Here is a 23,709-nt window from a genome sequence, read left to right as displayed (position 1 = left end):
CCATGAAGCCGCAACCGATGCGCCTCGGTGATCTGTCGGTAGGCTTCGTTCACAGCCTCGCCGACGCCGTGCGCAGCCATGGCATCGACCCACAGCCACTGCTGGAACAATACGGCCTCGACGCGGCGCGACTGGCCGAAGCCGGCGCGCGCTTATCGATCCCTCGCTACATGCGCCTGGGTCATGCCGCGACTCAGTTGACCGGCGATGCGGCGCTGGGTTTGCGCATGGGCCAGCTCAGTCGTCTGAGCCAGGCCGGCCTCGCTGGCGTCACCGCCGCGCAAGCGCCGACCGTGCGCGAAGCTGCGCGCTGCCTGATCCGTTTCGAACCCTTGTACGGATCGAACTATCGTGGCCAATCGAGCTTTCACGAAGACGCCCATGGTGCATGGCTGCGCTTTTATTCGATCAGCCCGTACAACGCCTATAACCGCTTTGTCGTCGATTCGATCGTGGCCGGCTGGCTTAATCAGCTTTCCACTATCAGCCGTCAGCCGCTTCGAGCCGAGCGCATCGAGATCGAATTTGCCGAGCCCGACTATCGCCACGCCTATAGCTCACTGGGCGATTGCCCGATCCAGTTCGGCGCCGAAGGCAACCAATTGCGCCTGAATCTGGATAGCCTTGCGCAGCGCAACCCCGAGCATTGCCCGAGTACCTGGCGGCATCTGTTGCAACTGTGTGAACGGGAGCTGGAACAATTGACGCGAACCCGCAGCCTGCGCGAACGCATCACGCAACTGCTTGGGCCGCTGCTCAACGGCGGGCGCGAACCGGATCTTGAAGAGGTCGCGGCACGCCTGAAACTGCCGACCTGGACGTTGCGGCGCAAACTGGCCGAGGAAGGCACGCAATTTCGCGCCATCCTCAACGACACGCGCCGGGACCTGGCGATGACCTACATCCGCGACACCGAACTGGCGTTCGGCGAAATCGCCTACCTGCTCGGTTTTGCTTCAGCCGAAGCATTCCAGCGAGCGTTCAAACGCTGGAGCGGCCAGACGCCGGGCGAGTTTCGCCGCAGTCATCGAATACGGGCTTGAAGCAGCTGCAAGTTTCAAGCTGCAAGCTGCAAGCTTAAAGCTCGGTTGCGTCGTCTGCGGGTTCCGGTTGATCCAGTTCGTAGGCCTGGTATTCGAGCAGTTCTTCCTGATACTCATCCATCGTATAAATCCCCCGACTGCTCGCTATGAAAAATGGCCTGATCAATCGACCTGTGGCCCGAGCATAAAGTGCCCGTATGAAGGAAAAGTGAAACGTGGCCTTCATGAATTAAACGTAGCAGGTGGTTGGGGATTTATCGCGGGATGATGGTCAGGGGAATGTAACCAGATATAGCCGCGCCCAAATCAATGTAGGAGTGAGCCTGCTCGCGATAGCGTCAGACCTGTCAACATTATGTTGGCTGATCTAACGCTATCGCGAGCAGGCTCACTCCTACAGGGGATTGCGGTTATTGACCGGACGCAGGCATCGCCGGAATCGGCTCGGACGGCGGTGGAATGTCCGGGTTCGCCGGAGGTGTGATGGTTTCGCTCGCAGGCGCGGGGTCTTCAACGGGTGCTGGCGCCGGCGTGATCGGCGTCGACTCCGCCGGCGGCGCTACCGGTTCGGAACTGACTGGCGCCGTTTCAACCGGAGCCGGCGCAGGCTCTGCAGCAGGCGCAGGCGTTGCCGCAGGTTCTGCTGCCGGAGTCGGCACCAACGGCGCAGGTGTCGGTGCCGGCGTCGCTTTCGCCTCAGGCACACCGAGGTCAGCCTTGGGCTTCTCCTCGATATGCGCCGCCTTCTTCGCATCCGCCGGCAGGAACTGCTCGACCAGGGTAAAGAACCGCTCGTAGAACTTCTGCGCAGTCACCGTTTCACTGGCGACCTTGACCATCGAATCGTCAGACGAACCGATCGGCATCGAAACCGAGCCCAGCACACCCACACCGAGACTGGCCGAGTTGTTGGTCTTCTTCAGCGCATAACGATCCTGCAAGGCATTGGCAAACATCGTCGCATGATGCCCGGCGCTGCCGTCATCGGCGCACACCACATTGAAGCTGATCTCCATGTGGGTATCGCCGGTCTGCTGGAAACTCTTGTGCCCGCTGACCAGTTTCGGATCGCTGCTGGTAATGATGTAGCCCTGACTGAGCAACGCCCGCCGCGCCGCTTCGCAACTGGCCACATCCGTCACCGGATAATTGCGCGAAAACGTACCGGAGTCATCGAAGTTCTCGTGCTCATACATCGGCTTGTCTTTCGAACAGCCGGCAACGGCAGCCAACAACAGCGCCAACCCGGCTACACGCAAGGGAGTGGAAATCAACATTGAACATCCTGAGAGAAAACAGTCCGGGGCGTATTGTGCAACAGATCGCAACCCCGCGGCGCATGGAATAGTGTCGTGAAACGGTTACAACGCTATGTCATCTGCGTATCGGGGAAAAGTCGCGAGACCAAATGATCGATGAATACGCGCAATTTCGCCGTGGCGTGACGACTTGATGGCCATAGGACCCAAAACTCACCGGTGTGTTCCAGATGCGCATCGAGCACCCGACGCAAGCGTCCTTGCGCCTCGGCCTCGCGGGTCATGAAATCAGGCAGACAGGCGATACCCATGCCGGCCAGCGCCGCATGGCTCACCGCTTCGATGGAGGTACTGACCAAGCGGGCGGGCAACGTCGGCTCCGCAGCTCCCTCTTCGCGAATCAGCGGCCAGGCTTCCAGTTTTCCAGTGGCATGGAAGGTGTGCCGCAGGCACGCATGAGCGGCAAGATCAGCCGGCGTCTGCGGTACGCCCCGCTGCTGCAGATACGCCGGACTGGCCACCAACACCATGTGAAATGTCCCCAATCGTCGCGCCATCAGCCGCGAGTCGCGGGGTTTGCCGGTGCGGATCACGGCATCGAAACCTTCTTCCACCACATCGACCATGCGATCGGTCAGATCCAGGTCCAGCTCGATTTGCGGAAACATCGCCATGAACTCAGCCATGACCGGCATCACCAACCCATGCACCTGCGGCAAGCTGATGCGCAACCTGCCGTGGGGTTTGGCAGAGGCGTCGCACAGTTCGAATTCTGCCGCCTCGACTTCGGCGAGGATCTTTCGGCACCGCTCAAGAAACATCGCGCCTTCGCTGGTCAGCGTAACGCTGCGGGTGGTGCGCTGAAACAGCCGCACGCCCAGTCGGGCTTCCAGCCGCGCAATGCTTTTGCCCACCGCCGACGATGAGACACCTTGGAGCCGGCCAGCCTCGGTGAAACTGCGCGTCTCGGCGACTTGAACAAACACCACAATACTGCCAAGGCTATCCATACGACTCTCCGATTGCTGACATCCATGTCCGATATGTTCGGAACCATAACCCGTTTTTCCCCGCCGTGCAGCGCCCTACTCTGCGCTTCTCGTCAAATTCGCACATGGACGCCGCTCATGAACGATACTCAACAAGCTTGCGCAGCACTCGAACACCCGGTCGATCAACCCGAACGCTTACCCCTCGCCGCCCTGCTGGCACTGGCCACCGCCGGATTCATCACGGTGATGACCGAAGCCATGCCGGCCGGACTGCTGCCGCAGATGAGCAGCGGCCTGAATGTCTCCCAGGCACTGATCGGGCAATTGATCACCGTCTACGCGTTCGGCTCGATCCTGGCGGCGATTCCGCTGACGATCGCCACCCGAGGCTGGCGGCGAAAACCATTGCTGCTGTCCGCAATCGGCGGCTTCGCGATTGCCAACAGCATCACCGCCATGTCGGAGCTGTACTGGCTAAGCCTGATCGCACGTTTCATTGCCGGCGTGTTCGCCGGACTGCTCTGGGCGCTACTGGCGGGTTACGCGAGCAGAATGGTCGCCTCACACCTGCAAGGTCGCGCCATCACGGTAGCGATGCTCGGTGCACCACTGGCGCTGTCGCTGGGAATCCCCGCAGGCACTTTGCTCGGCACGCTGGTCGGCTGGCGCCTGAGCTTCGCGATCATGACCGGGCTGACCATCGTGCTGGTGATATGGGTACGCTGGTGGGTACCGGACTTTGCCGGCGAACGCGCGGGACACCGCATGCCTTTGCAACAGGTGTTTACCTGGCCCGGCGTACGTCCGGTGTTGTTTGTAACCCTTACCTACGTGGTCGCGCACAATCTGCTGTACACCTACATCGCGCCTTTCCTGCAGCCGTCCGGACTTGATGCAAAGGTCGACCGGGTGTTGCTGGTATTCGGCCTCGCTTCGGTGCTCGGTTTATGGATCGTAGGCCTCCTGATTGACCGCTGGCTACGCGAACTGGTGCTGCTCAGTGCCGCGCTGTTCATGCTGTCCGCGCTCGCGCTGGGCCTGTGGCGCAACTCGCCGAGCGTGGTTTACACCGCCATCGCCATCTGGGGATTGGCCTTCGGCGCCATGCCATCCTTATTGCAAACCGCATCAGCGAAAACCGCGAGCAGCGCAGCCGATACCGCGCAATCGATGCTGGTAACGCTATGGAATGTGGGGATTGCTGGCGGAGGTTTGATCGGAGGCCTATTGCTTGAAGACTTCGGTGCAGGAACATTTCCGTGGATCGTTGCAGGCTTGCTGGTTTTGACGCTGTATGTGGCGCTCAAAGCTCGCAGACATGGATTTCCAACTGCCGGATAGGGGCCGCCTGGATTGCCGTGGAATGTTTGAGTCTGTCCGAAAATCAAAAGCCCCTCACCCTAGCCCTCTCCCGGAGGGAGAGGGGACTGACCGAGGTGATTGGAAGAGGTACGCCGACTTGAAATACCGAGTCGTACTCAAACTTTGAAAAGCCCACAAATCTGCTCCCTCTCCTCGGGGAGAGGGCTGGGCAGCGGCGTTCCGATGAGGGGCAGCCACACCACAAACCCCAAACCGAACAACCGCTTCTAACCACTCAACAATGAGCGTTAGCTCGAGTACCCTTGATCTTGATCTTGCGTCACCAGCGACATCGGAAGGCTGAGTGGAGGGATTGATCCGGGCGTGGGAGCGCAGCGACCGTACGACGAAGTCGTACACAGCGGAAGTAGGTGCAGCGAAGCAAACCGTAGCCGCTGCGCCCGGATCGATCCCGGAGCGAAGGGACCCGAGCCCGCGAGGGCCGAACGTAGGAGCAAAGCCTTTTGGTTCCTTTTTGGCGTCTGAAAAAGGGACTCGCCGTAAGGGCGAAACCGCCATCAGCAGCCGCCGCAGCAACGGATATTCACCCAAAACCCCAAGAGCCTGGTCGGCCCAAAGGCCGCCAAGGCGCAAAAAAAAGCCCCGACCTAAAAAAGGCCGGGGCTCCCATGTCTCAAGTCAACAATCAGAACCGCTCGATATCCGCCTGACTCTCCAACTGCTTGCGATACGCCGCGAAATCCTGCTGCCCCTCACGGGAAGCCAGGAACCGCCGGTATTGCGCCTTCTCTTCATCGGTCGGCGCCGCCGCTTCGTTAACGCCGTTCAAGCGCACGATCATCAGGCTACCGTCCGGCAGCGTCACACTGCTGAAGGTCGGCTTGTCCTTGGCGGCCGGCTTCGGCATGCGGAACAGCGCCTGCAACACCGCCGGATCAACACCTTCCTGACCACGGGTAGCCGCTTCGGTGACTTTCCAGCTCTGACCGTCAATCGCCTTGTCCAGCGGAGCCTTGCCGTCGCGCAGATCAGCAATCAGCTTCTCGGCACGGGTCTTGGCGGCGGCACTGGCATGCTCTTTGGTCAACTGAGTGCGGATCGCCGCATTCACGCTTTCCAGCGGCAGTTGCGCAGGCTTCAGGTGTTCCTTGGCGCGCAGCACGATTACGGTTTCCGGGTCCAGCTCGATGGCGGTGCTGTTGGCGCCTTCATCAATCACTTCAGGGCTGAATGCAGCGGTGACCACGGCACGGTTGGCCGCAATACCTTCGCCACCTTCACGGCCGAACGGCTTGGACGTCTGCACGGTCAGCTTCAGATCCGCTGCTGGCTGTGCCAGGTCGGAGGCCTCGAACGCCGAGTCTTCCAGTTGCTTGGTCGCTTCAACGAAACGCTGCTCGACCTGTGCGGCTTTCAGCTCGCGGGTCAGCTTGTCTTTCAGGCTGGCCAGAGTCGGCACTTCAGGCGCTTCGACACCCAGCAACTTGATCAGGTGATAACCGAAATCGGTGCGAACCGGCTCGGAGACTTGATCTTTGCCCAGCGAATACAGGGCTTTTTCGAACGCTGGATCGTAAACACCAGGGCCTGCGTAACCCAAGTCACCGCCATTGTTGGCCGAACCCGGATCCTGCGAGAACTCTTTGGCCAGCGCTTCGAACTTCTCGCCCTTGGCCAGACGCGCCTGGACTTCGTCGATCTTCGCCTTGGCCTGAGCTTCGGTGGTCTTGTCGTTCACTTCGATCAGGATATGCGCCGCACGACGCTGTTCCGACAGGTTGGCGATTTCTTTCTGATACGCCGCCTGCAGGTCTTCATCCTTGACGGCGACCTGATCGAAGAACGAAGCCTTCTTCAGCTCGACGTAATCGATGATCACCTGATCCGGGGTCATGAACTCTTTGGCGTGCTCATCGTAGTAAGCCTTGACCTCGTCGTCGGTGAGCTTCACCGCTGCCGGGTCAGCCTTGACGTTGAGCGTGGCGAAATCACGGGTCTGTTTTTCCAGACGGGCGAATGCCAGCACTTCGGCGTCGGTGACGAAACCGCTGCCCGCGACACCGGCGCGCAGTTGGCCGATCAGCATTTCCTGAGCCAGCATCTGGCGGAACTGCATGCGGCTGTAACCCAGTTGACGGATCACCTGGTCGAAACGCTCGGAGCTGAACTTGCCGTCCACCTGGAATTCAGGCGTCTGCAGGATCACCTGATCCAGCGCACCTTCGGAGAAAGCGAATTTGGCCTGTTCGGCACCTTGCAACAGCAGCTTGCGATCGATCAGACCCTTGAGGGCCGATTCGCGGAGCATTTTTTCATCGAGCAAGGAAGCATCGAAGTCTTTGCCCAACTGTTGCATCAGCTGACGGCGTTGCATGTCAACGGCCTGGCTCAGCTCGTTCTGGCTGATTTCTTCGCCGTTGACCTTGGCCGCCTCATTCTTGTGAGTCGTGGCCTGGAAAATGGCATCGAAACCGGTCAAAGCCATCAGTGCAACGATGACTCCGATAATGGTCTTGGCAATCCAGCCTTGTGAATTGTCCCTGATATTCTGCAGCATGCGTCCCCCAGAAACGGTTGAACTTCAATATTTAGGCAACCGTGGAGCGTGGGTAGAATCCGGATAGAAGAAAGGCGCATCCGAGGATGCGCCTTCTCGTAACTGGCGGAGCGGACAGGGCTCGAACCCTCGATCCCGGCGTTACAGGCGACTTTCTCAGTGGCCTGCTCTACCGCTCCGCTGCCAAGTCAGGCTTGACCCCGACCCGGATGGGTAAAAACCTGAAACTCAGTTAACAGCTTCTTTCAGTGCTTTACCGGCTTTGAAACCTGGCTTCTTGGCAGCCGGGATTTCCAGAGTCTTGCCGGTCTGTGGGTTACGACCGGTACGCGCCGGACGGTCCGTCACGGAGAAAGTACCGAAACCAACCAGAACAACGGAGTCGCCAGCCTTCAGAGCGCCAGTGACGGATTCGATTACAGCGTCCAGCGCACGGCCAGCAGCAGCTTTCGGGATATCAGCGGATGCAGCGATAGCATCAATCAGTTCCGACTTGTTCACTCTAAGTCCCCTTATATCTATTTTGAGATGATTCTAAGTTTTTTTGGTGAAAGCAAAAACGAGTGCTGAATGGCCTACAGACACTTAAGAGCCGCTTTATAACAAGGGCTCTAAAAAACTGTCAAGGAAGCCACCCAGGCAAAAGCCTATTAATGCGTGCTAATTCTTTCCTTAGAGTCAGACTCACGTTTTTCGTCCTTGGCAACTATCTCCGGAGCCACATCCGGCAAGGGCTCCGGCGCGTATTGCAGCGCAATTTGCAGGACCTCGTCAATCCATTTAACCGGTTTAATCTGCAGATCCTGCTTGATATTGTCAGGAATCTCCTTCAGATCGCGCACGTTCTCTTCCGGAATAATCACGATCTTGATTCCGCCGCGGTGAGCCGCGAGCAGTTTTTCCTTCAGACCACCGATGGCCAGCACCTGACCACGCAACGTGATCTCACCGGTCATGGCAACATCGGCGCGCACCGGAATGCCGGTCAATGCCGAAACCAGCGCGGTGCACATACCGACACCAGCGCTCGGACCGTCCTTCGGCGTGGCGCCTTCAGGCATGTGAATGTGCGTGTCGCGCTTCTCGTGGAAGTCCAGCGGAATGCCCAGGCTCTTGGCGCGGCTGCGCACCACAGTCTGCGCGGCAGTGATCGATTCGACCATAACATCACCGAGCGAACCGGTCTTGATCAGTTGCCCTTTGCCCGGAATCACTGCCGCTTCAATGGTCAGCAATTCACCACCGACCTGAGTCCAGGCCAGGCCAGTCACCTGCCCCACCTGGTCCTGCTGTTCGGCCAGACCGTAGCGGAACTTGCGCACGCCCAGGAAATGCTCGAGCAGATCGGCTGTCACTTTCACCGAGAAGCGTTTTTCCATCGCGTGCTCTTTCACGGCCTTGCGGCAGACCTTGGCGATCTGGCGCTCGAGGCCACGTACACCGGCTTCGCGTGTGTAATAACGGATGATGTCGCGGATCGCTTCAGCGTCGAATTCCAGCTCGCCCTTCTTCAGACCGTTCGCGGCAATCTGTTTTGGCGATAGGTATTTGACGGCGATATTGATCTTTTCGTCTTCGGTGTAGCCCGGCAGACGGATGACTTCCATCCGGTCCAGCAGCGCCGGCGGAATGTTCATCGAGTTCGAGGTGCACAGGAACATCACATCGGAAAGGTCGTAATCGACTTCCAGATAGTGGTCGTTGAAGTTGTGGTTCTGCTCCGGATCGAGCACTTCCAGCAACGCCGACGCCGGGTCGCCACGCATGTCGCTGCCCATTTTGTCGATTTCATCGAGCAGGAACAGCGGGTTGCGCACACCCACTTTTGTCATCTTTTGAATCAATCTTCCCGGCATCGAACCGATGTAGGTACGGCGATGACCACGGATTTCCGCTTCATCACGCACGCCACCGAGGGCCATGCGCACGAATTTGCGGTTGGTGGCGTGGGCGATCGACTCTGCCAGCGAGGTTTTACCCACACCCGGAGGACCGACCAGGCACAACACCGGGCCACGGATTTTCTTCACGCGTTTCTGTACGGCGAGGTACTCGAGGATGCGTTCCTTGACCTCTTCCAGACCGTAGTGATCGGCATCGAGGATGTCTTCAGCGCGCGCCAGGTCCAGACGCACCTTGCTTTGCGCCTTCCACGGCACCTGCACCAGCCAATCGATGTACGAGCGCACCACGGTGGCTTCGGCGGACATCGGCGACATCTGCTTGAGCTTGTTCAGTTCGGCAGTGGCCTTGGCCAGGGCGTCTTTCGGCAGACCGGCAGCGTCGATACGCTTTTTCAGTTCTTCGATTTCGTTGTGGCCTTCGTCGCTGTCGCCGAGTTCTTTCTGAATGGCCTTCATCTGCTCATTCAGGTAGTACTCGCGCTGGCTGCGTTCCATCTGCTTCTTGACGCGGCCACGGATGCGTTTCTCGACCTGCAGCAGGTCGATCTCGGCATCCAGCAGCGCCAGCACATGTTCGACGCGGGCCGACAGGTCGACGATTTCGAGGATTTCCTGCTTCTGCTCGATTTTCAGCGCCATGTGCGCGGCCATGGTATCGACCAGACGCCCCGGCTCATCGATGCTGTTAAGCGACGACAGGACTTCAGCCGGGACCTTTTTGCCTAGCTGGACGTATTGTTCGAACAGCGACAGCAGGGTGCGCACGAACACTTCGGACTCGCGTTCGGCGGCGTCGACTTCTTCAATCAGCGAAACTTCGGCGCGGCAGTGGCCGTCGACTTCACTGAAGCGCTCGACCGTACCGCGCTGTTCACCTTCGACCAGCACCTTGACGGTGCCGTCAGGCAGCTTGAGCAGTTGCAGAACAGTGGCGACGGTACCTACGCGATAGAGAGCATCTTCACCGGGATCGTCGTCAGCCGGGTTTCTCTGGGCCAGCAGCAGGATCTGCTTGTCGCCCGTCATCGCGGCCTCGAGGGCTTCGATGGATTTCTCGCGCCCCACGAACAGCGGGATAACCATGTGCGGATAAACCACGACATCACGCAATGGCAAGAGAGGCAATTCGATGGTTGTCTTCATGATTTCGCCTCTACGGCGGCCATAGGGCCGTAATCAGATGGAATTGAACTTGAAACCAAGATGGGGGCTGCCTTGAAAAAAAACAAGCGCAATGCGGCTGTAAAAAACCAGATAAAAAAAAAGAGGCCCGAGGGCCCCTTCTTTACTGCGACAGGGTGGACGCTTACGCGTCCGGAGCTGCCTTGGCGGTCGGCTCACTGTTCTCATAGATATACAGTGGCTTGGACTTGCCTTCGATCACGCTTTCATCGATCACGACTTTGCTCACCTCGGACTGCGAGGGGATTTCATACATCGTGTCGAGCAGTACACCTTCGAGAATCGAGCGCAGGCCACGGGCACCGGTTTTACGTTCCAGGGCACGCTTGGCGACCGATTTCAGTGCGTCGGAACGGAATTCCAGATCGACGCCTTCCATCTCGAACAGCTTGGCATACTGCTTGGTCAGAGCATTTTTCGGTTCGGTGAGAATCTGCATCAACGCAGCCTCATCGAGTTCGTCCAGCGTCGCGAGGACCGGCAGACGACCGACGAATTCCGGGATCAGACCGAACTTGACCAGATCGTCAGGCTCGACTTCACGCAGGGATTCACCGACTTTCTTGCCTTCTTCCTTGCTGCGCACTTCTGCGTTGAAGCCGATGCCGCCCTTGGTGGAACGGTTTTGAATAACCTTTTCCAGACCGGAGAACGCACCACCACAGATGAACAGGATGTTACGGGTGTCGACCTGCAGGAATTCCTGCTGCGGATGCTTGCGGCCACCTTGCGGCGGAACGGAAGCGACCGTGCCTTCGATCAACTTGAGCAAGGCCTGCTGCACGCCTTCACCGGATACATCGCGGGTGATCGACGGATTGTCGGACTTGCGCGAAATCTTGTCGATTTCATCGATGTAGACAATGCCCATCTGGGCCTTCTCCACGTCGTAATCGCACTTCTGCAGCAGCTTCTGAATGATGTTCTCGACATCTTCGCCCACATAACCGGCCTCAGTGAGGGTGGTTGCGTCAGCGATGGTGAACGGAACGTTCAGCAAGCGGGCCAGGGTTTCGGCCAGCAGGGTTTTACCGGAGCCTGTCGGGCCGATCAGCAGGATGTTGCTCTTGCCGAGTTCGACGTCGTCAGCCTTCTTGTCACGCTGGTTCAGCCGCTTGTAGTGGTTGTACACCGCTACGGCCAGAACCTTTTTCGCACGCTCCTGACCAATGACGTACTGGTCAAGGATGCCGCTGATTTCTTTAGGCGAAGGCAATTTATGCGCGCTGCTCTCGGCCTGGGCTTCCTGCACCTCCTCGCGGATGATGTCATTGCACAGGTCGACGCACTCGTCGCAGATAAAGACCGAGGGGCCGGCAATCAATTTGCGCACTTCATGCTGGCTTTTGCCACAGAAGGAGCAATAGAGCAGCTTGCCGTTGTCCTCGCCGTTGCGGGTGTCAGTCATTCGTTCGATCCAAATCCGATAGGCTTGCAACACAAGATGAAGGCTATTGCGGGCTTTTTCAAGCCCGCTGCTGATCGGACTTGCCGACCAGGCCTCTATGCGTTGCTTATTTTAAGCTGGGCGCTGGTTGATCACTTCGTCGATCAGGCCATATTCCTTCGCCGCTTCTGCACTCATGAAATTGTCGCGATTGGTGTCGCGCTCGATTTCTTCCAGAGTACGGCCGCTGTGCTTGGCCATCAGCGTGTTCAGGCGCTCGCGGATGAAGAGGATTTCCTTGGCGTGGATTTCGATATCCGACGCCTGGCCCTGGAAACCGCCCAGTGGCTGGTGAATCATCACGCGCGAGTTCGGCAGGCAGAAACGCTTGCCCGGGGCACCTGCGGTAAGCAGGAACGCGCCCATGCTGCATGCCTGACCGATGCAAGTGGTCGATACGTTGGGTTTGATGAACTGCATGGTGTCGTAGATCGACATGCCTGCAGTCACCGAACCGCCCGGGGAGTTGATATAGAGATGGATGTCCTTGTCCGGGTTTTCCGCTTCAAGGAACAGCAGTTGCGCACAGATCAGGTTGGCCATGTAGTCCTCTACAGGACCCACCAGAAAGATCACTCGCTCCTTGAGCAGGCGCGAATAGATGTCATAGGCGCGTTCGCCACGAGCAGATTGCTCGACAACCATCGGGACCAGGCCGCCAGCGGCCTGGATATCAGAGTTCTGCTGAATATACGAATTACGGAACATGCTCTGCAGTCACTCCCAAATAGTTATGTCTTGAATACGCATAAGCCAGCTCGAAGGCTGGCTTATGTGTGTACTTCTAACGCAAAAACAATCAGTCGGCTGCTGGAGCTTCTACCGGTTTGACCGCTTCTTCGTAAGAGACCGATTTGTCGGTCACGCTAGCTTTCTGCAGAACAGTATCCACAACTTGTTCTTCCAGCACAACCGAACGCACTTCGTTCAGTTGCTGCTCGTTTTTGTAGTACCACGACACGACCTGCTCAGGCTCCTGGTAAGCCGAAGCCATTTCCTGAATCATCTCGCGAACGCGGGCTTCGTCAGGCTTGAGGTCGAACTGCTTGACCACTTCAGCCACGATCAGGCCCAGCACGACGCGGCGCTTGGCTTGCTCTTCGAACAGCTCGGCCGGCAGTTGGTCAGGCTTGATGTTGCCACCGAACTGCTGAACAGCCTGCACGCGCAGACGATCAACTTCGTTGGACAGCAGCGCCTTTGGCACTTCGATCGGGTTGGTGGCCAGCAGACCGTCCATTACCTGATTTTTTACTTTGGACTTGATCGCCTGACGCAGTTCACGCTCCATGTTCTTGCGAACTTCGGTGCGGAAACCGTCGATGCCGCTTTCCTTGATGCCGAATTGCGCGAAGAACTCTTCGTTCAGCTCAGGCAGCTTAGGCTCGGACACCGTGTTCACAGTAACGGTGAACTCAGCGGTTTTGCCCGCCAGGTCGAGGTTCTGGTAGTCCTCTGGGAAGGTCAGGTTCAGAACGCGTTCTTCAACGGCCTTGGCGCCAACCAGGCCTTCTTCGAAGCCCGGGATCATGCGGCCGGAGCCCAGTACCAGCTGAGTGCCCTTGGCGGAACCGCCAGCGAACACTTCGCCGTCAACCTTGCCAACGAAATCGATGTTCAGCTGGTCTTCGTTCTGCGCAGCGCGATCGGCCACTTCGAAACGGGTGTTCTGCTTGCGCAGGATGTCGAGCATCTTGTCCAGGTCAGCGTCGGACACGTCGGCGCTCAGGCGCTCAACGGTAATGCCTTCGAAACCGGCAACGGTGAACTCAGGGAACACTTCGAATACAGCAACGTATTCCAGGTCTTTGCCAGCTTCGAGCGATTTTGGCTCGATCGACGGCGAACCTGCCGGGTTCAGCTTCTGCTCAACCACAGCTTCGTAGAACGACGACTGGATCACGTCGCCTACTGCTTCCTGGCGAGCATCGGCACCGAAACGGCGCTTGATTTCGCTCATTGGCACTTTGCCTGGACGGAAGCCAGCAATCTTGGCCTTTTGGGCAGTCTGCTGCAGACGCTTGTTGACCTGAGTCTCGATGCGCTCAGCCGGCACGGTGACGCTCATGCGGCGCTCGAGAGCAGTAGTATTTTCAACAGAAACTTGCATGGATATTCCTCGTTGCACAGACGTTAGCCGGCCGTTTCCGACCCCAGAATCAAGGGCATGCATTCTAGTGGGTCAAACTCAAGAAGTCACCCTACGGAAAACGGGTAAAAAAACAGCAGGCAGTTTATTCGGAGCGATGCATCAAAGCAGAGCGCTCCGCAGACGAATACAAACTTTCACGCCAGGGCTCTGCACCACCGCTTCTATATATAGAAGAGACTGCCAGTCACTCCCCGACGGCCGCACTTGCGAGCAAGTACGCCAGGCAGCGCAGCATCATCGAGCAACATGATTACGACGAAGCGCCCTGCCCTTGCACCACGAAACCGGCCAGACCGGATTTCAAAAGCGCTAAAACAAAAAAGGCGCCAGACTGTTAAATCTGGCGCCTTTCGAAATATGGGGTGGACGATGGGGATCGAACCCACGACAACGGGAGTCACAATCCCGTGCTCTACCAACTGAGCTACGCCCACCATATTGCGTAACAAAAAAGCCAAACAACTTCTTTGTTGAACCTCACCCGCCCGAAGACTTGAATGAAGCTTTGATTGGTGCGGATGAAGAGACTCGAACTCTTACGCCTTGCGGCGCTGGAACCTAAATCCAGTGTGTCTACCAATTCCACCACATCCGCGGATGAAGCTTTTAAAGCAAAGGCGCCAGACTGTTACATCTGGCGCCTTTCGAAATATGGGGTGGACGATGGGGATCGAACCCACGACAACGGGAGTCACAATCCCGTGCTCTACCAACTGAGCTACGCCCACCATATCGCGCTACTTGTGCCAATGCTGCCTAATGGCGCACCCGGCAGGACTCGAACCTGCGACCATCCGCTTAGAAGGCGGATGCTCTATCCAGCTGAGCTACGGGCGCCTTATTAATCTGTACTCTTAAGGACTACAAACTAAGTGCTTTCCAGTGCCGCAGAACCTTGATTCCGCTTCACCTTCTTAACCAGTGCTAGGCTGTGCCCGACAAGTGCGACGAATAGTATAGAGGGCTCCGAAGGTCGTCAAATCCTTTTTGAAAAAAATTCATTTAATTAAAGGAGTTAGAGGAATTTACTGACCAAGCGCCTTTGCCCTCACCGCTCGACATGCGAGAATGCGCTCTCATTTTTTCCCCTCTCGATGGTTAATCACGCGCAATGACTGCACAACTAATCGACGGCAAATCGATCGCCGCCAGCCTGCGCCAGCAGATCGCCCAACGAGTTGCCGAGCGTCGCCAGCAAGGCCTGCGCACGCCCGGCCTCGCGGTGATCCTGGTCGGCAGCGATCCTGCCTCTCAGGTTTATGTCTCGCACAAGCGTAAAGACTGTGAAGAGGTTGGCTTCCTCTCTCAAGCCTACGACCTGCCCGCCGACACCACGCAAGTCGCGCTGACCGATCTGATCGATCGCCTCAACGACGACCCGGCAATCGACGGCATCCTGCTGCAGCTGCCACTGCCCGAGCATCTCGACGCGTCGAAACTGCTGGAGCGCATCCGCCCGGACAAAGACGTCGACGGTTTCCACCCGTATAACGTCGGTCGCCTGGCCCAGCGCATCCCGCTGCTGCGCCCATGCACCCCCAAGGGCATCATGACCCTGCTGGAAAGCACCGGTGCCGATCTGTACGGGATGGACGCCGTGGTCGTTGGCGCGTCCAACATCGTAGGCCGCCCGATGGCGATGGAACTGTTGCTGGCCGGCTGCACCGTCACCGTGACTCACCGCTTCACCAAGGACCTGGCCGGCCACGTCGGCCGCGCCGATCTGGTGGTTGTCGCCGCCGGCAAGCCGGGCCTGGTCAAGGGCGAGTGGATCAAGGAAGGCGCGATCGTGATCGACGTCGGCATCAACCGTCAGGACGACGGCAAACTGGTCGGTGACGTTGTCTACGAAACCGCCCTGCCCCGCGCTGGCTGGATCACTCCGGTGCCCGGCGGCGTCGGCCCGATGACCCGTGCCTGCCTGCTGGAAAACACGCTTTATGCAGCAGAAACCCTGCACGCCTGAGTGACATTTTCAGCGTTGAAAAAACCCGCCTTGTGCGGGTTTTTTATTGTTTGAGAAAAAACTGTAACCGTTCGCCGGAAACCCCTCTTTTTACAGGCCTTTTCACGAGATTTTCAGGTCGTTCAAACAACCATCGACAGATCTTCAGCCATACTCCTAGAATGCGACGCTTTGAAGAAATAACCCGTTACAAACTAACGGAATATCCAACCTTTATGAGTTCGCCCGCGTGAAAATTCGTCTTTCGATCCTGAGCCTGTTTTTCGCATTCACAGGCACATTCATCACGCCAACGATCAACGCTGCGGAAACCACCGCTGCCCCACGCGATGCCTCGACCCTGAAGATCGCCTCCGGCAGCGCCCTGCTGATGGATATGCAGACCAACAAAGTCATCTACTCCAGCAACCCTGACGTGATCGTGCCGATCGCCTCCGTCAGCAAGTTGATGACCGGACTGGTGGTGGTTGAAGCGCGGCAGAACATGGACGAATGGATCAATGTCGACATCAGCAACACCCCGGAAATGAAGGGCGTATTTTCCCGAGTCAAACTCAAGAGCGAACTGCCGCGGCGCGAAATGCTGCTGATTGCCCTGATGTCCTCGGAAAACCGCGCGGCCGCCAGCCTCGCCCACCACTACCCGGGTGGCTACGCCGCGTTCATCGCGGCAATGAACGCCAAGGCCAAGATGCTGGGCATGACCAGCACACACTTTGTTGAGCCAACGGGCCTGTCGGAGCGCAACGTCTCCACCGCCCGCGACTTGAGCAAATTGCTGGTTGCAGCGCACAAGCACCCGCTGCTGAGCCAGCTCAGTACCACCAAGGAAAAAACCGTCGCCTTCCGCAAGCCCAATTACACTTTGGGCTTTCGCAACACCGACCACCTGGTCAACAAGGCTGACTGGGACATCATGATCACCAAGACCGGCTTCACCAATCCCGCCGGTCATTGCCTGGTGCTGGTGACCAGAATGGCCAACCGTCCGGTGGCGCTGGTGATCCTCGATGCATTCGGCAAGTACACGCATTTTGCCGACGCCAGCCGCATTCGCAGCTGGATGGAAACCGGTCGCAGCGCGGCGGTGCCGGCAGTCGCGCAGCAGTACAAGGCACAGAAAAACCTCAAGTCGCGCCAGAGCGGCGTGGTTGAAGCGTCTAAATAGCTATCACACAGTAAAAAGCCCCGATTTTCGGGGCTTTTTTTCGTCTGCCAGATCAATCGTTGGGCAGCGGCATCTTGTCGTCATCGGGGATGCCATCGCCCGCAGCTGGATCCCGGGACGGCTCGGGGGTCAGCACATTAGGCCGCGCCAACGGGTCACGCATCGGGCTGTCCGGATCGAGCACCGGGTCGACGTCTGACTCGGGCGTGGTCGGCACGCTGTCCGGTTTCTGGTCATCGAAGCTTGAATCGGTACTCATACGCACCTCGTTCAGGGTTTCAGATCGCCCAACGGGTCGTAGGCTTTGCCGGGTTTGCGCTGCTCATCGTCGGGCTTTTCGTCCAGCGGAGCCTTCGCCGGGCCGACCGGGTCTACCTGCGGATCATCGAGATCGGGCGAATCCGGATCGAACCCCAGATCATCGCCAGAGGAATGTTCAGATGAATGTGGGCCTTTCGGGGATGAATCTGCCATGTGCGCCTCCTGGTGCGCCCGCAAAATCACGGGCTCTACGCATAGGAGGCGAGCCGGACGCAGTCGTGCCCGGCAAGTGACGAACGGAGCTCAGTGTGCCGCCAGCGCCTTGCGCGCCTGCGCCGCTTCGTTTTCCTGACCGGCCTGGGCCAGCGCATCGGCTGCTTTCAGCCAGCGCTGCGGGTCAACGGCTGCAGGGATCTGCGAAGGTTTCTGGATCAGAATGGCCCAGCCGCCGGACTTTTCCAGCGCCGACTCGAAGGCACTGAAACTCATCAGTTGCCGACGGTTCATCCCGGCGCGCAGCAGCACGTTCTGCTTGTTGCGATCGTAGCCGGAAAGAATCGCATAGCGCGGCTCGGCCCAGAACGCCGAACCTTCGCTAAAGCGCACCATCACCGGATAACCGGCAGCTACCTGGGTCAACAGCGCTGGCAGATTGCTGTCCAGCGGGTAGACCAGCATGCCGTATTCACGAGCGAGGTTTTCAATGTTGCGCTGCAACTTGTCTTCGGCGCCCGGCAACTGCAACGGCTTTTCCAGCAGGCCCGGGGTGATCACGATGCCTTGCTGCGACAGCAGGCTGGCCAGCACCTGCGGCCCGCTCTGATTGGCTTCGCCACGATAGAACGTGCCGCTCAACTCGACCCGCTCCGGCAGACGCTTGACCTCCGGCGCCACAGTACCTGCGCAACCGTTCAAAACTGCCGCACCGACGGCAATGAGCAGAGCCGCACACACTCGGGAAAATAGCTGGACCATCATCACTCTCTGTTCAGACGCCGGTCATCGTGTTCCGGCAACGCTGCGATCATAGGGCCGTGACCGCCTGCGGTATAGCCTTTGACCGCAGACGAGGCGATTGCATAGAGCGAACTGATTGGTCGCCAGCGACCTTTGGTCAATAGCCTGAAACACCCCATTGGCTAGACTGTCAGTGAAACAGAGCGAATTGAAAAGTGTGCGCCCGCTGCAGGGCGAAGAGGAGGCACTGATGAGCCTGACCATGACCATCGTAATGTTGATTGCCGGCTGGCTGGCTGTGGCGACTGCCATGTTGTGGGGGGTGTTGCGGATTTCGCGGAGGCATCATCACCATCCGGTTCAGCATGCGCCTGTCGAAAAGAGCGAGGAGCACCGTGGGCGGCATGTGACCGCGCATTAAGATCAGAAGCCCCTCACCCTAGCCCTCTCCCAGGGGGAGAGGGAACTGACCGAGTTGTTTTCGCAAATTGCGCAGACCTGCACTATCGAGCCGAACTCATTTTTTTGAAAAGCCCCTCACCCCAGCCCTCTCCCTCGGGAGAGGGCTGGGGTGAGGGGCTGGCGTCACATCGCACCAAATCAAAGCGAAAAAAAACCGCCTGAGCCCAAAAGCCCAAGCGGTCTTTACGCTGTCAGCGCTTACGCTTGCTGAGTAACTTTCTTCTGTTTAGCCCGACGCGACATCATGTTCAACACCTCGATACCCGCCGAGAACGCCATCGCCGCATATACATAACCTTTCGGTACGTGGGCGCCGAAGCCTTCGGCGATCAGGGTCATACCGATCATGATCAGGAAGCCCAGGGCCAGCATCACCACGGTCGGGTTGTCGTTGATGAACTTGGCCAGCGGATCAGCCGCGAGCAGCATCACCAGGACCGACACCACTACCGCGATGATCATGATCGGCAAGTGTTCGGTCATGCCGACAGCGGTAATGATGCTGTCGATCGAGAACACCATGTCGAGCATCAGGATCTGACCGATCGCGGCAGCGAAGCCCAGGGTTACGGTCGAGGTCGCGGTCTTCGGATCTTCCGGAGCCGGGTCCATGCTGTGATGGATCTCGGTGGTGGCTTTCCACACCAGGAACAGGCCACCGGCGATCAGGATCATGTCCTTCCAGGAGAATGCCTGGCCAAGGATTTCGATCACCGGCTCGGTCAACTGCACGATGAAGGCGATGGTGCTCAACAGCGCCAGACGCAGGATCAACGCCATGCCGATACCGATACGGCGAGCCTTCTGCCGATGTTGCTCAGGCAACTTGTTGGTCAGGATCGAAATAAAGATCAGGTTATCGATGCCGAGCACGATTTCCATTACCACCAGTGTGGCCAAAGCAACCCAGGCGGTGGGGCTGGCGGCGAGTTCTAACAGATATTCCATGGGTCAGTCCTGACTCTGTGTAAGACGGGGTTAGATAGTCTTGGAGGAAGATTCGGATTCTTCCGTTTCTTTTTCCGGCGTTTCTTTTTTCTGAATCAAGCCACCGGTGGCATCGCTGAGCGCTTGCTCGGCGGCTTTATGGGTGTCGTCGATCGCTTGCTTGGCCGTTTCGGCCGCCGCGCCCATCAATTGCTGGGCGCTTTTTTCGGCCTGGTCACAGCCTGCCAGAACCAGTAAAGACGCAAACATCAGCGCAGGAAATGTGTATTTCATAATGATTCCTCGAATAAATCAGAGCGGCACGCAGAGCAGCCGTCGATGGCTGGGCATTCTAGGGAGGCAAACACTTCAGTAAAATTCGTATTTTTAGCGGCTATACTTCGGTTTTCACGAACTGAAGACCGCCATGCTCAATTACCGTCAACTGCATTACTTCTGGGTTGTCGCCAAGACCGGCAGCATCGTGCGCGCCTGCGAGCAACTGAACCTGACCCCGCAAACCATCAGCGGGCAGATCTCCCTGCTTGAACAAACCTACGGCATCGAATTGTTTCGGCGTGTCGGCCGGCAGCTGGAACTCACCGAAGCCGGGCGCCAGGCCCTGCCCTACGCCGAGCAGGTGTTCCAGCTCGGCGGTGAACTCGAGTTGATGCTGCGCGCGCAGCCCAACGAACAGCAGATCCTCTTTCGCGTCGGGGTCGCCGACGTGGTGCCCAAATCCATCGTTTATCGCTTGATCGCGCCAACCATGGAATTGAGCGAACCGCTGCGCATCACCTGTCGCGAAGACAAACTCGAGCGCTTGCTCGCGGACTTAGCGATTCAACGTCTCGATCTGGTGATTTCCGACAGCCCGATGCCTTCGCACCTCGACATCAAAGGCTATAGCCAGAAACTCGGTGAATGCGGGATCAGTTTTTTCGCCACCGCCGAACTGGCTGCGAGGTACGGTCAGGATTTTCCGCGCAGCCTGCACGGCGCACCGCTGCTGATTCCCGGCGCGGAAACCGTGGTGCGCAGCCGCTTGCAGCGCTGGTTTGCCGAACAGCAGATCCAGCCGCAAATCGTCGGCGAATTCGATGACAGTGCGTTGATGCAGGCGTTCGGCCAATCCGGCAGCGGGATTTTCATTGGCCCGAGCGTGATTGCCGATGAGGTGAAGCGCCAGTACGGCGTCGTGTTGATCGGCCAGACCGACGCGGTGACCGAGTCGTTCTATGCCATTTCAGTGGAGCGCAAGGTCAAGCACCCCGGCATCGTGGCGATTACCGAGGGTGCCCGACGCGAGCTGTTTACCACCTTATGAAGCGCAGGCTTCGCGCGGCTTCAAGGTCATCAGGACCATGGCGAGGAACACCGACAGCAGGATGAACCCGGCAGCGGCAAAACCGAGGAAGCCCAGGCCCGCGCTGTCGATGACCCGACCGCCGATCATCGCGCCCAGGCCGATGCCCAGATTGGCCCCGGCGATGTTCAACGAGGCGGCGAAGGCCGGCGCTTCCGGCGCGGCCTTCATCAGGCGCACATGGCTGACAAGGAACAGCGCCGCCTGGGTCACGCCCCAGATCGCCATCGCCACGGCCAGGCCCAACGGTGAATGAATGTTCGGCACCAGCGAGACCATGCCAGCGATCATGAACGCGCAGAACAGCACCGAAGCGCCGAGCGGGTGCCGGTCCACCGCTCGGCCGCCCAACGAGTTGCCGATCAGCCCGACCGCACCGAAGCCCATCAGGCACCAGCCGACCACGGTGCCGTTGAACCCGGCCAGCCGCTCAAGGATGTCAGCCAGATAGGTGTAAGCGGTGAACATGCCGCTGAACACCAGGATCGACAACAGCACATGGCCGAGCATCAGCGGGCTGCGCAGGATCTTGAACTGCGAACGGAAGCTGACTTGATGCTGATGCAGGCTGGTTTTCGGCAGGTAGACGAACAGCAGCAGAGCCTTGGCAAACGCAACCACCGCGAGAATCGCAAACGCCGTGCGCCAGCCGAAGGCGTCAGAAATCAACGTGCCGACCGGGATGCCGAACACCGTGGCGCAGACAATCCCGAAACCGATCTTGGCGATGGCGCGACCGGCGAAGTCCGGGCCGACGATATCCACCGCCGTCTCGCTGGCCAGTGCCCAGAACACCGGCAACCCCAGCGCCGGAATCAATCGGGCAACGGCCATGACCCAGATATTCGGCGCCAGTGCCGCAACGGTATTGGCCAGACCGAACATGATCAGGATGCTGATGAACAATTTACGCCGCTCGAAACGGGCGAAATACGCAGTGAGGAACGGGCCGAACATCGCTACGGTAAACGCGAACAGCGTCACCAATAATCCGGCTTGTGGAATGGTGACTTCAAGATCGCGGGCAATCGCCGGCAACAGGCCGACGATGACGAATTCAGTGGTCAGCACCGTAAATCCGGCGGCGGACAACAGAAGAATAGGCAACAGCATGCGCAACTCCAGCAATACGACGACACCAGCGTTGGCCTTAAGGCCCGCTGGCGAAATTTGAAAATGAGGATGGCGCAGCTTAACAGAGAGTGCCCCGGCCTGACTTGCACAAACCTGTCTGATTGGCCGAACAAACGGGTGGCAGATCGTCACATGCCTGAGGGACAAGGCTTACGCTGTGATAAAGTCCGCGCCCTGCAAAACGTACAGCTTGTCCAGCGGCCGGTTTTTGGCGCTGATGTCGATTCGACACTCGGTTCGTGCCTGCCCACGCAACCTCGCACCCTATAAAAAACAGAGATGCCGTTCATGACCGCCTCATCCCCTTCTCTCCTGCAACGCTTGAAAAATCTCAGCCTGGTGACCCAGATCGTGATCGGCCTGATCGCCGGTATCGCCCTGGCGCTGCTTGCCCCGGAAGCGGCCAAGTCCACCGCGTTCATCGGCAAGGTGTTTGTCTCGGCGTTGAAAGCCGTGGCGCCGATTCTGGTGTTCGTGCTGGTGATGGCCTCGATTGCCAATCACAAGCATGGTCAGGAAACCCACATCCGACCGATCCTGTTTCTGTACCTGCTGGGCACGTTCAGCGCAGCGGTGGTGGCCGTGGTTGCCAGCATGGCATTCCCGTCCCATCTGGTGCTGTCGACTGAAAACGTTGCGGTCAGCGCACCGGGTGGTATTAGTGAAGTACTGCAAAGCCTGCTGCTGAGCGTGGTCGATAACCCGGTCAGCGCGCTGATGAACGCCAACTTCATCGGCATTCTGGCGTGGGCGATCGGCATGGGCATCGCGATCCGCCATGCCGGCGACACCACCCGCGAAGTGCTCGGCGACCTGTCCAACGGCGTCACGGTGATTGTTCGCGTGGTCATCCGCTTCGCGCCGCTGGGTATTTTCGGTCTGGTCGCGTCGACGCTGGCCACGTCCGGTTTCGGCGCGCTGCTGGGTTACGCGCACCTGCTCGCGGTATTGCTTGGTTGCATGCTGTTCGTGGCATTGGTGATGAATCCGCTGATCGTGTTCTGGAAGCTGCGCCGCAACCCTTATCCACTGACCCTCAAGTGCTTGCGCGAAAGCGGCATCACCGCGTTTTTCACCCGCAGCTCGGCGGCGAACATTCCGGTCAACCTGGAACTGAGCAAGCGCCTGGGCCTGCATGAAGACACCTACTCGGTGTCGATCCCGCTGGGCGCGACCATCAACATGGCCGGCGCGGCGATCACCATCACCGTACTGGCCCTGGCTGCCGTGCACACGCTGGGGATTGCCGTGGACATTCCGACGGCGATCCTGCTCAGCGTCGTGGCAGCGATTTGTGCGTGCGGTGCTTCGGGTGTGGCCGGTGGCTCGCTGCTGTTGATTCCGCTGGCGTGCAGCCTGTTCGGCATCCCGAGCGAGATTGCCATGCAGGTGGTGGCGGTCGGTTTCATCATTGGCGTGCTGCAGGATTCGGCGGAGACTGCGCTGAACTCGTCGACTGACGTGCTGTTTACCGCAGCGGCTTGCATGGGTGAAGAAGCGAAGGCCCAGCGTACGGCCTGATATTCACGGTACCCCGATCGTTCCCACGCTCCGCGTGGGAATGCCTCTACGGACGCTCCGCGTTCGGCTCGAAAAGGGACGCGGAGCG

At 58.6% G+C, this 23,709-nt stretch carries 21 protein-coding genes and 4 tRNA genes; 7 read left to right on the top strand and 18 right to left on the bottom strand.

Annotation, left to right across the window (positions count from 1 at the left end):
• Nucleotides 1-2: 2 nt before the first annotated feature.
• Entirely contained in the window at nucleotides 3-1,043 is a 1,041-nt protein-coding gene (locus J3P93_RS10195; protein WP_434597062.1) for an AraC family transcriptional regulator, read from the top strand.
• A gap of 410 nt (nucleotides 1,044-1,453) precedes the next feature.
• On the opposite strand, the gene J3P93_RS10190 is transcribed toward J3P93_RS10195, so the two are convergent.
• Entirely contained in the window at nucleotides 1,454-2,320 is an 867-nt protein-coding gene (locus J3P93_RS10190) for a DUF2242 domain-containing protein (RefSeq protein ID WP_434597060.1), read from the bottom strand.
• A 92-nt stretch (nucleotides 2,321-2,412) separates the two neighbouring features.
• Nucleotides 2,413-3,312 (bottom strand): LysR family transcriptional regulator, encoded by a 900-nt coding sequence (locus J3P93_RS10185; RefSeq protein ID WP_434597058.1) that lies wholly within the window; start codon nucleotides 3,310-3,312, stop codon nucleotides 2,413-2,415.
• A gap of 117 nt (nucleotides 3,313-3,429) precedes the next feature.
• Here J3P93_RS10185 and J3P93_RS10180 point away from each other — a divergent pair, with 117 nt between their 5' ends.
• Nucleotides 3,430-4,635, top strand: coding sequence for an MFS transporter (locus J3P93_RS10180; protein ID WP_434597056.1), 1,206 nt, complete (start codon nucleotides 3,430-3,432; stop codon nucleotides 4,633-4,635).
• A gap of 667 nt (nucleotides 4,636-5,302) precedes the next feature.
• Here the strand turns inward: J3P93_RS10180 and J3P93_RS10175 are convergent.
• From J3P93_RS10175 to J3P93_RS10130, 10 genes are all read right to left on the bottom strand, one after another.
• Nucleotides 5,303-7,174 carry a SurA N-terminal domain-containing protein gene (locus J3P93_RS10175; protein ID WP_434597054.1) on the bottom strand — a complete coding sequence of 624 codons (1,872 nt, stop codon included), beginning with the start codon at nucleotides 7,172-7,174 and terminating at the stop codon, nucleotides 5,303-5,305.
• Between the two features lie 228 nt (nucleotides 7,175-7,402).
• Entirely contained in the window at nucleotides 7,403-7,675 is a 273-nt protein-coding gene (locus tag J3P93_RS10170; RefSeq protein WP_003183171.1) for an HU family DNA-binding protein, read from the bottom strand.
• A 149-nt stretch (nucleotides 7,676-7,824) separates the two neighbouring features.
• Nucleotides 7,825-10,221, bottom strand: coding sequence for an endopeptidase La (gene lon, locus J3P93_RS10165; protein ID WP_434597052.1), 2,397 nt, complete (start codon nucleotides 10,219-10,221; stop codon nucleotides 7,825-7,827).
• 163 nt (nucleotides 10,222-10,384) lie between these two features.
• A complete protein-coding gene (gene clpX / locus J3P93_RS10160; RefSeq protein ID WP_016775335.1) occupies nucleotides 10,385-11,668 on the bottom strand; it encodes an ATP-dependent Clp protease ATP-binding subunit ClpX in 1,284 nt (427 codons plus the stop codon).
• A gap of 111 nt (nucleotides 11,669-11,779) precedes the next feature.
• Nucleotides 11,780-12,415: an ATP-dependent Clp endopeptidase proteolytic subunit ClpP gene (gene clpP / locus J3P93_RS10155; protein ID WP_007951559.1), complete on the bottom strand. Its 636-nt coding sequence runs from the start codon at nucleotides 12,413-12,415 to the stop codon at nucleotides 11,780-11,782.
• Between the two features lie 91 nt (nucleotides 12,416-12,506).
• Nucleotides 12,507-13,817: a trigger factor gene (tig, locus tag J3P93_RS10150; protein ID WP_434597050.1), complete on the bottom strand. Its 1,311-nt coding sequence runs from the start codon at nucleotides 13,815-13,817 to the stop codon at nucleotides 12,507-12,509.
• Nucleotides 13,818-14,217: 400 nt separating this feature from the next.
• A tRNA-His gene (locus J3P93_RS10145) sits at nucleotides 14,218-14,293 on the bottom strand.
• 76 nt (nucleotides 14,294-14,369) lie between these two features.
• Nucleotides 14,370-14,454, bottom strand: a tRNA-Leu gene (locus J3P93_RS10140).
• A 57-nt stretch (nucleotides 14,455-14,511) separates the two neighbouring features.
• Nucleotides 14,512-14,587, bottom strand: a tRNA-His gene (locus J3P93_RS10135).
• A gap of 32 nt (nucleotides 14,588-14,619) precedes the next feature.
• A tRNA-Arg gene (locus tag J3P93_RS10130) sits at nucleotides 14,620-14,696 on the bottom strand.
• A 274-nt stretch (nucleotides 14,697-14,970) separates the two neighbouring features.
• On the opposite strand from J3P93_RS10130, the gene folD reads away from it, so the two are divergent.
• On the top strand, nucleotides 14,971-15,825 hold the full coding sequence (folD, locus tag J3P93_RS10125) for a bifunctional methylenetetrahydrofolate dehydrogenase/methenyltetrahydrofolate cyclohydrolase FolD (protein WP_434597048.1): 855 nt from the start codon (nucleotides 14,971-14,973) through the stop codon (nucleotides 15,823-15,825).
• A 229-nt stretch (nucleotides 15,826-16,054) separates the two neighbouring features.
• Nucleotides 16,055-16,993, top strand: coding sequence for a D-alanyl-D-alanine endopeptidase (pbpG, locus tag J3P93_RS10120; protein ID WP_203418675.1), 939 nt, complete (start codon nucleotides 16,055-16,057; stop codon nucleotides 16,991-16,993).
• Nucleotides 16,994-17,045: 52 nt separating this feature from the next.
• Here pbpG and J3P93_RS10115 read toward each other — a convergent pair whose 3' ends face one another.
• From J3P93_RS10115 to J3P93_RS10105, 3 genes are all read right to left on the bottom strand, one after another.
• Nucleotides 17,046-17,252, bottom strand: a complete 207-nt coding sequence (locus tag J3P93_RS10115; protein WP_208940566.1) for a hypothetical protein — start codon at nucleotides 17,250-17,252, stop codon at nucleotides 17,046-17,048.
• Nucleotides 17,253-17,263: 11 nt separating this feature from the next.
• On the bottom strand, nucleotides 17,264-17,467 hold the full coding sequence (locus J3P93_RS10110; protein WP_208940565.1) for a DUF6021 family protein: 204 nt from the start codon (nucleotides 17,465-17,467) through the stop codon (nucleotides 17,264-17,266).
• Nucleotides 17,468-17,557: 90 nt separating this feature from the next.
• Nucleotides 17,558-18,229 (bottom strand): peptidase C39 family protein, encoded by a 672-nt coding sequence (locus J3P93_RS10105; RefSeq protein ID WP_434597045.1) that lies wholly within the window; start codon nucleotides 18,227-18,229, stop codon nucleotides 17,558-17,560.
• A 232-nt stretch (nucleotides 18,230-18,461) separates the two neighbouring features.
• On the opposite strand from J3P93_RS10105, the gene J3P93_RS10100 reads away from it, so the two are divergent.
• Complete coding sequence (locus tag J3P93_RS10100; RefSeq protein ID WP_434597043.1) at nucleotides 18,462-18,632, top strand: hypothetical protein; 171 nt, start codon at nucleotides 18,462-18,464, stop codon at nucleotides 18,630-18,632.
• Nucleotides 18,633-18,871: 239 nt separating this feature from the next.
• Here J3P93_RS10100 and J3P93_RS10095 read toward each other — a convergent pair whose 3' ends face one another.
• Entirely contained in the window at nucleotides 18,872-19,621 is a 750-nt protein-coding gene (locus J3P93_RS10095) for a TerC family protein (protein ID WP_090284503.1), read from the bottom strand.
• 30 nt (nucleotides 19,622-19,651) lie between these two features.
• A complete protein-coding gene (locus J3P93_RS10090; RefSeq protein ID WP_090284505.1) occupies nucleotides 19,652-19,894 on the bottom strand; it encodes a hypothetical protein in 243 nt (80 codons plus the stop codon).
• Between the two features lie 133 nt (nucleotides 19,895-20,027).
• On the opposite strand from J3P93_RS10090, the gene nhaR reads away from it, so the two are divergent.
• A complete protein-coding gene (gene nhaR / locus J3P93_RS10085) occupies nucleotides 20,028-20,927 on the top strand; it encodes a transcriptional activator NhaR (RefSeq protein WP_434597041.1) in 900 nt (299 codons plus the stop codon).
• Here the strand turns inward: nhaR and J3P93_RS10080 are convergent.
• Nucleotides 20,922-22,079, bottom strand: coding sequence for an MFS transporter (locus tag J3P93_RS10080; RefSeq protein WP_093100186.1), 1,158 nt, complete (start codon nucleotides 22,077-22,079; stop codon nucleotides 20,922-20,924). The two genes, nhaR and J3P93_RS10080, sit on opposite strands and share 6 nt — an antisense overlap.
• A gap of 309 nt (nucleotides 22,080-22,388) precedes the next feature.
• Between J3P93_RS10080 and sstT the strand changes: the two genes are divergently transcribed.
• Entirely contained in the window at nucleotides 22,389-23,621 is a 1,233-nt protein-coding gene (gene sstT / locus J3P93_RS10075; protein ID WP_434597038.1) for a serine/threonine transporter SstT, read from the top strand.
• Nucleotides 23,622-23,709: the final 88 nt, after the last annotated feature.

Source organism: Pseudomonas sp. R3-57, from assembly GCF_051132065.1.
Classification (GTDB): domain Bacteria; phylum Pseudomonadota; class Gammaproteobacteria; order Pseudomonadales; family Pseudomonadaceae; genus Aquipseudomonas.
The sequence above is the reverse complement of the archived record's forward strand: the minus strand, read 5'-3'. Positions and strand labels throughout refer to the sequence as shown.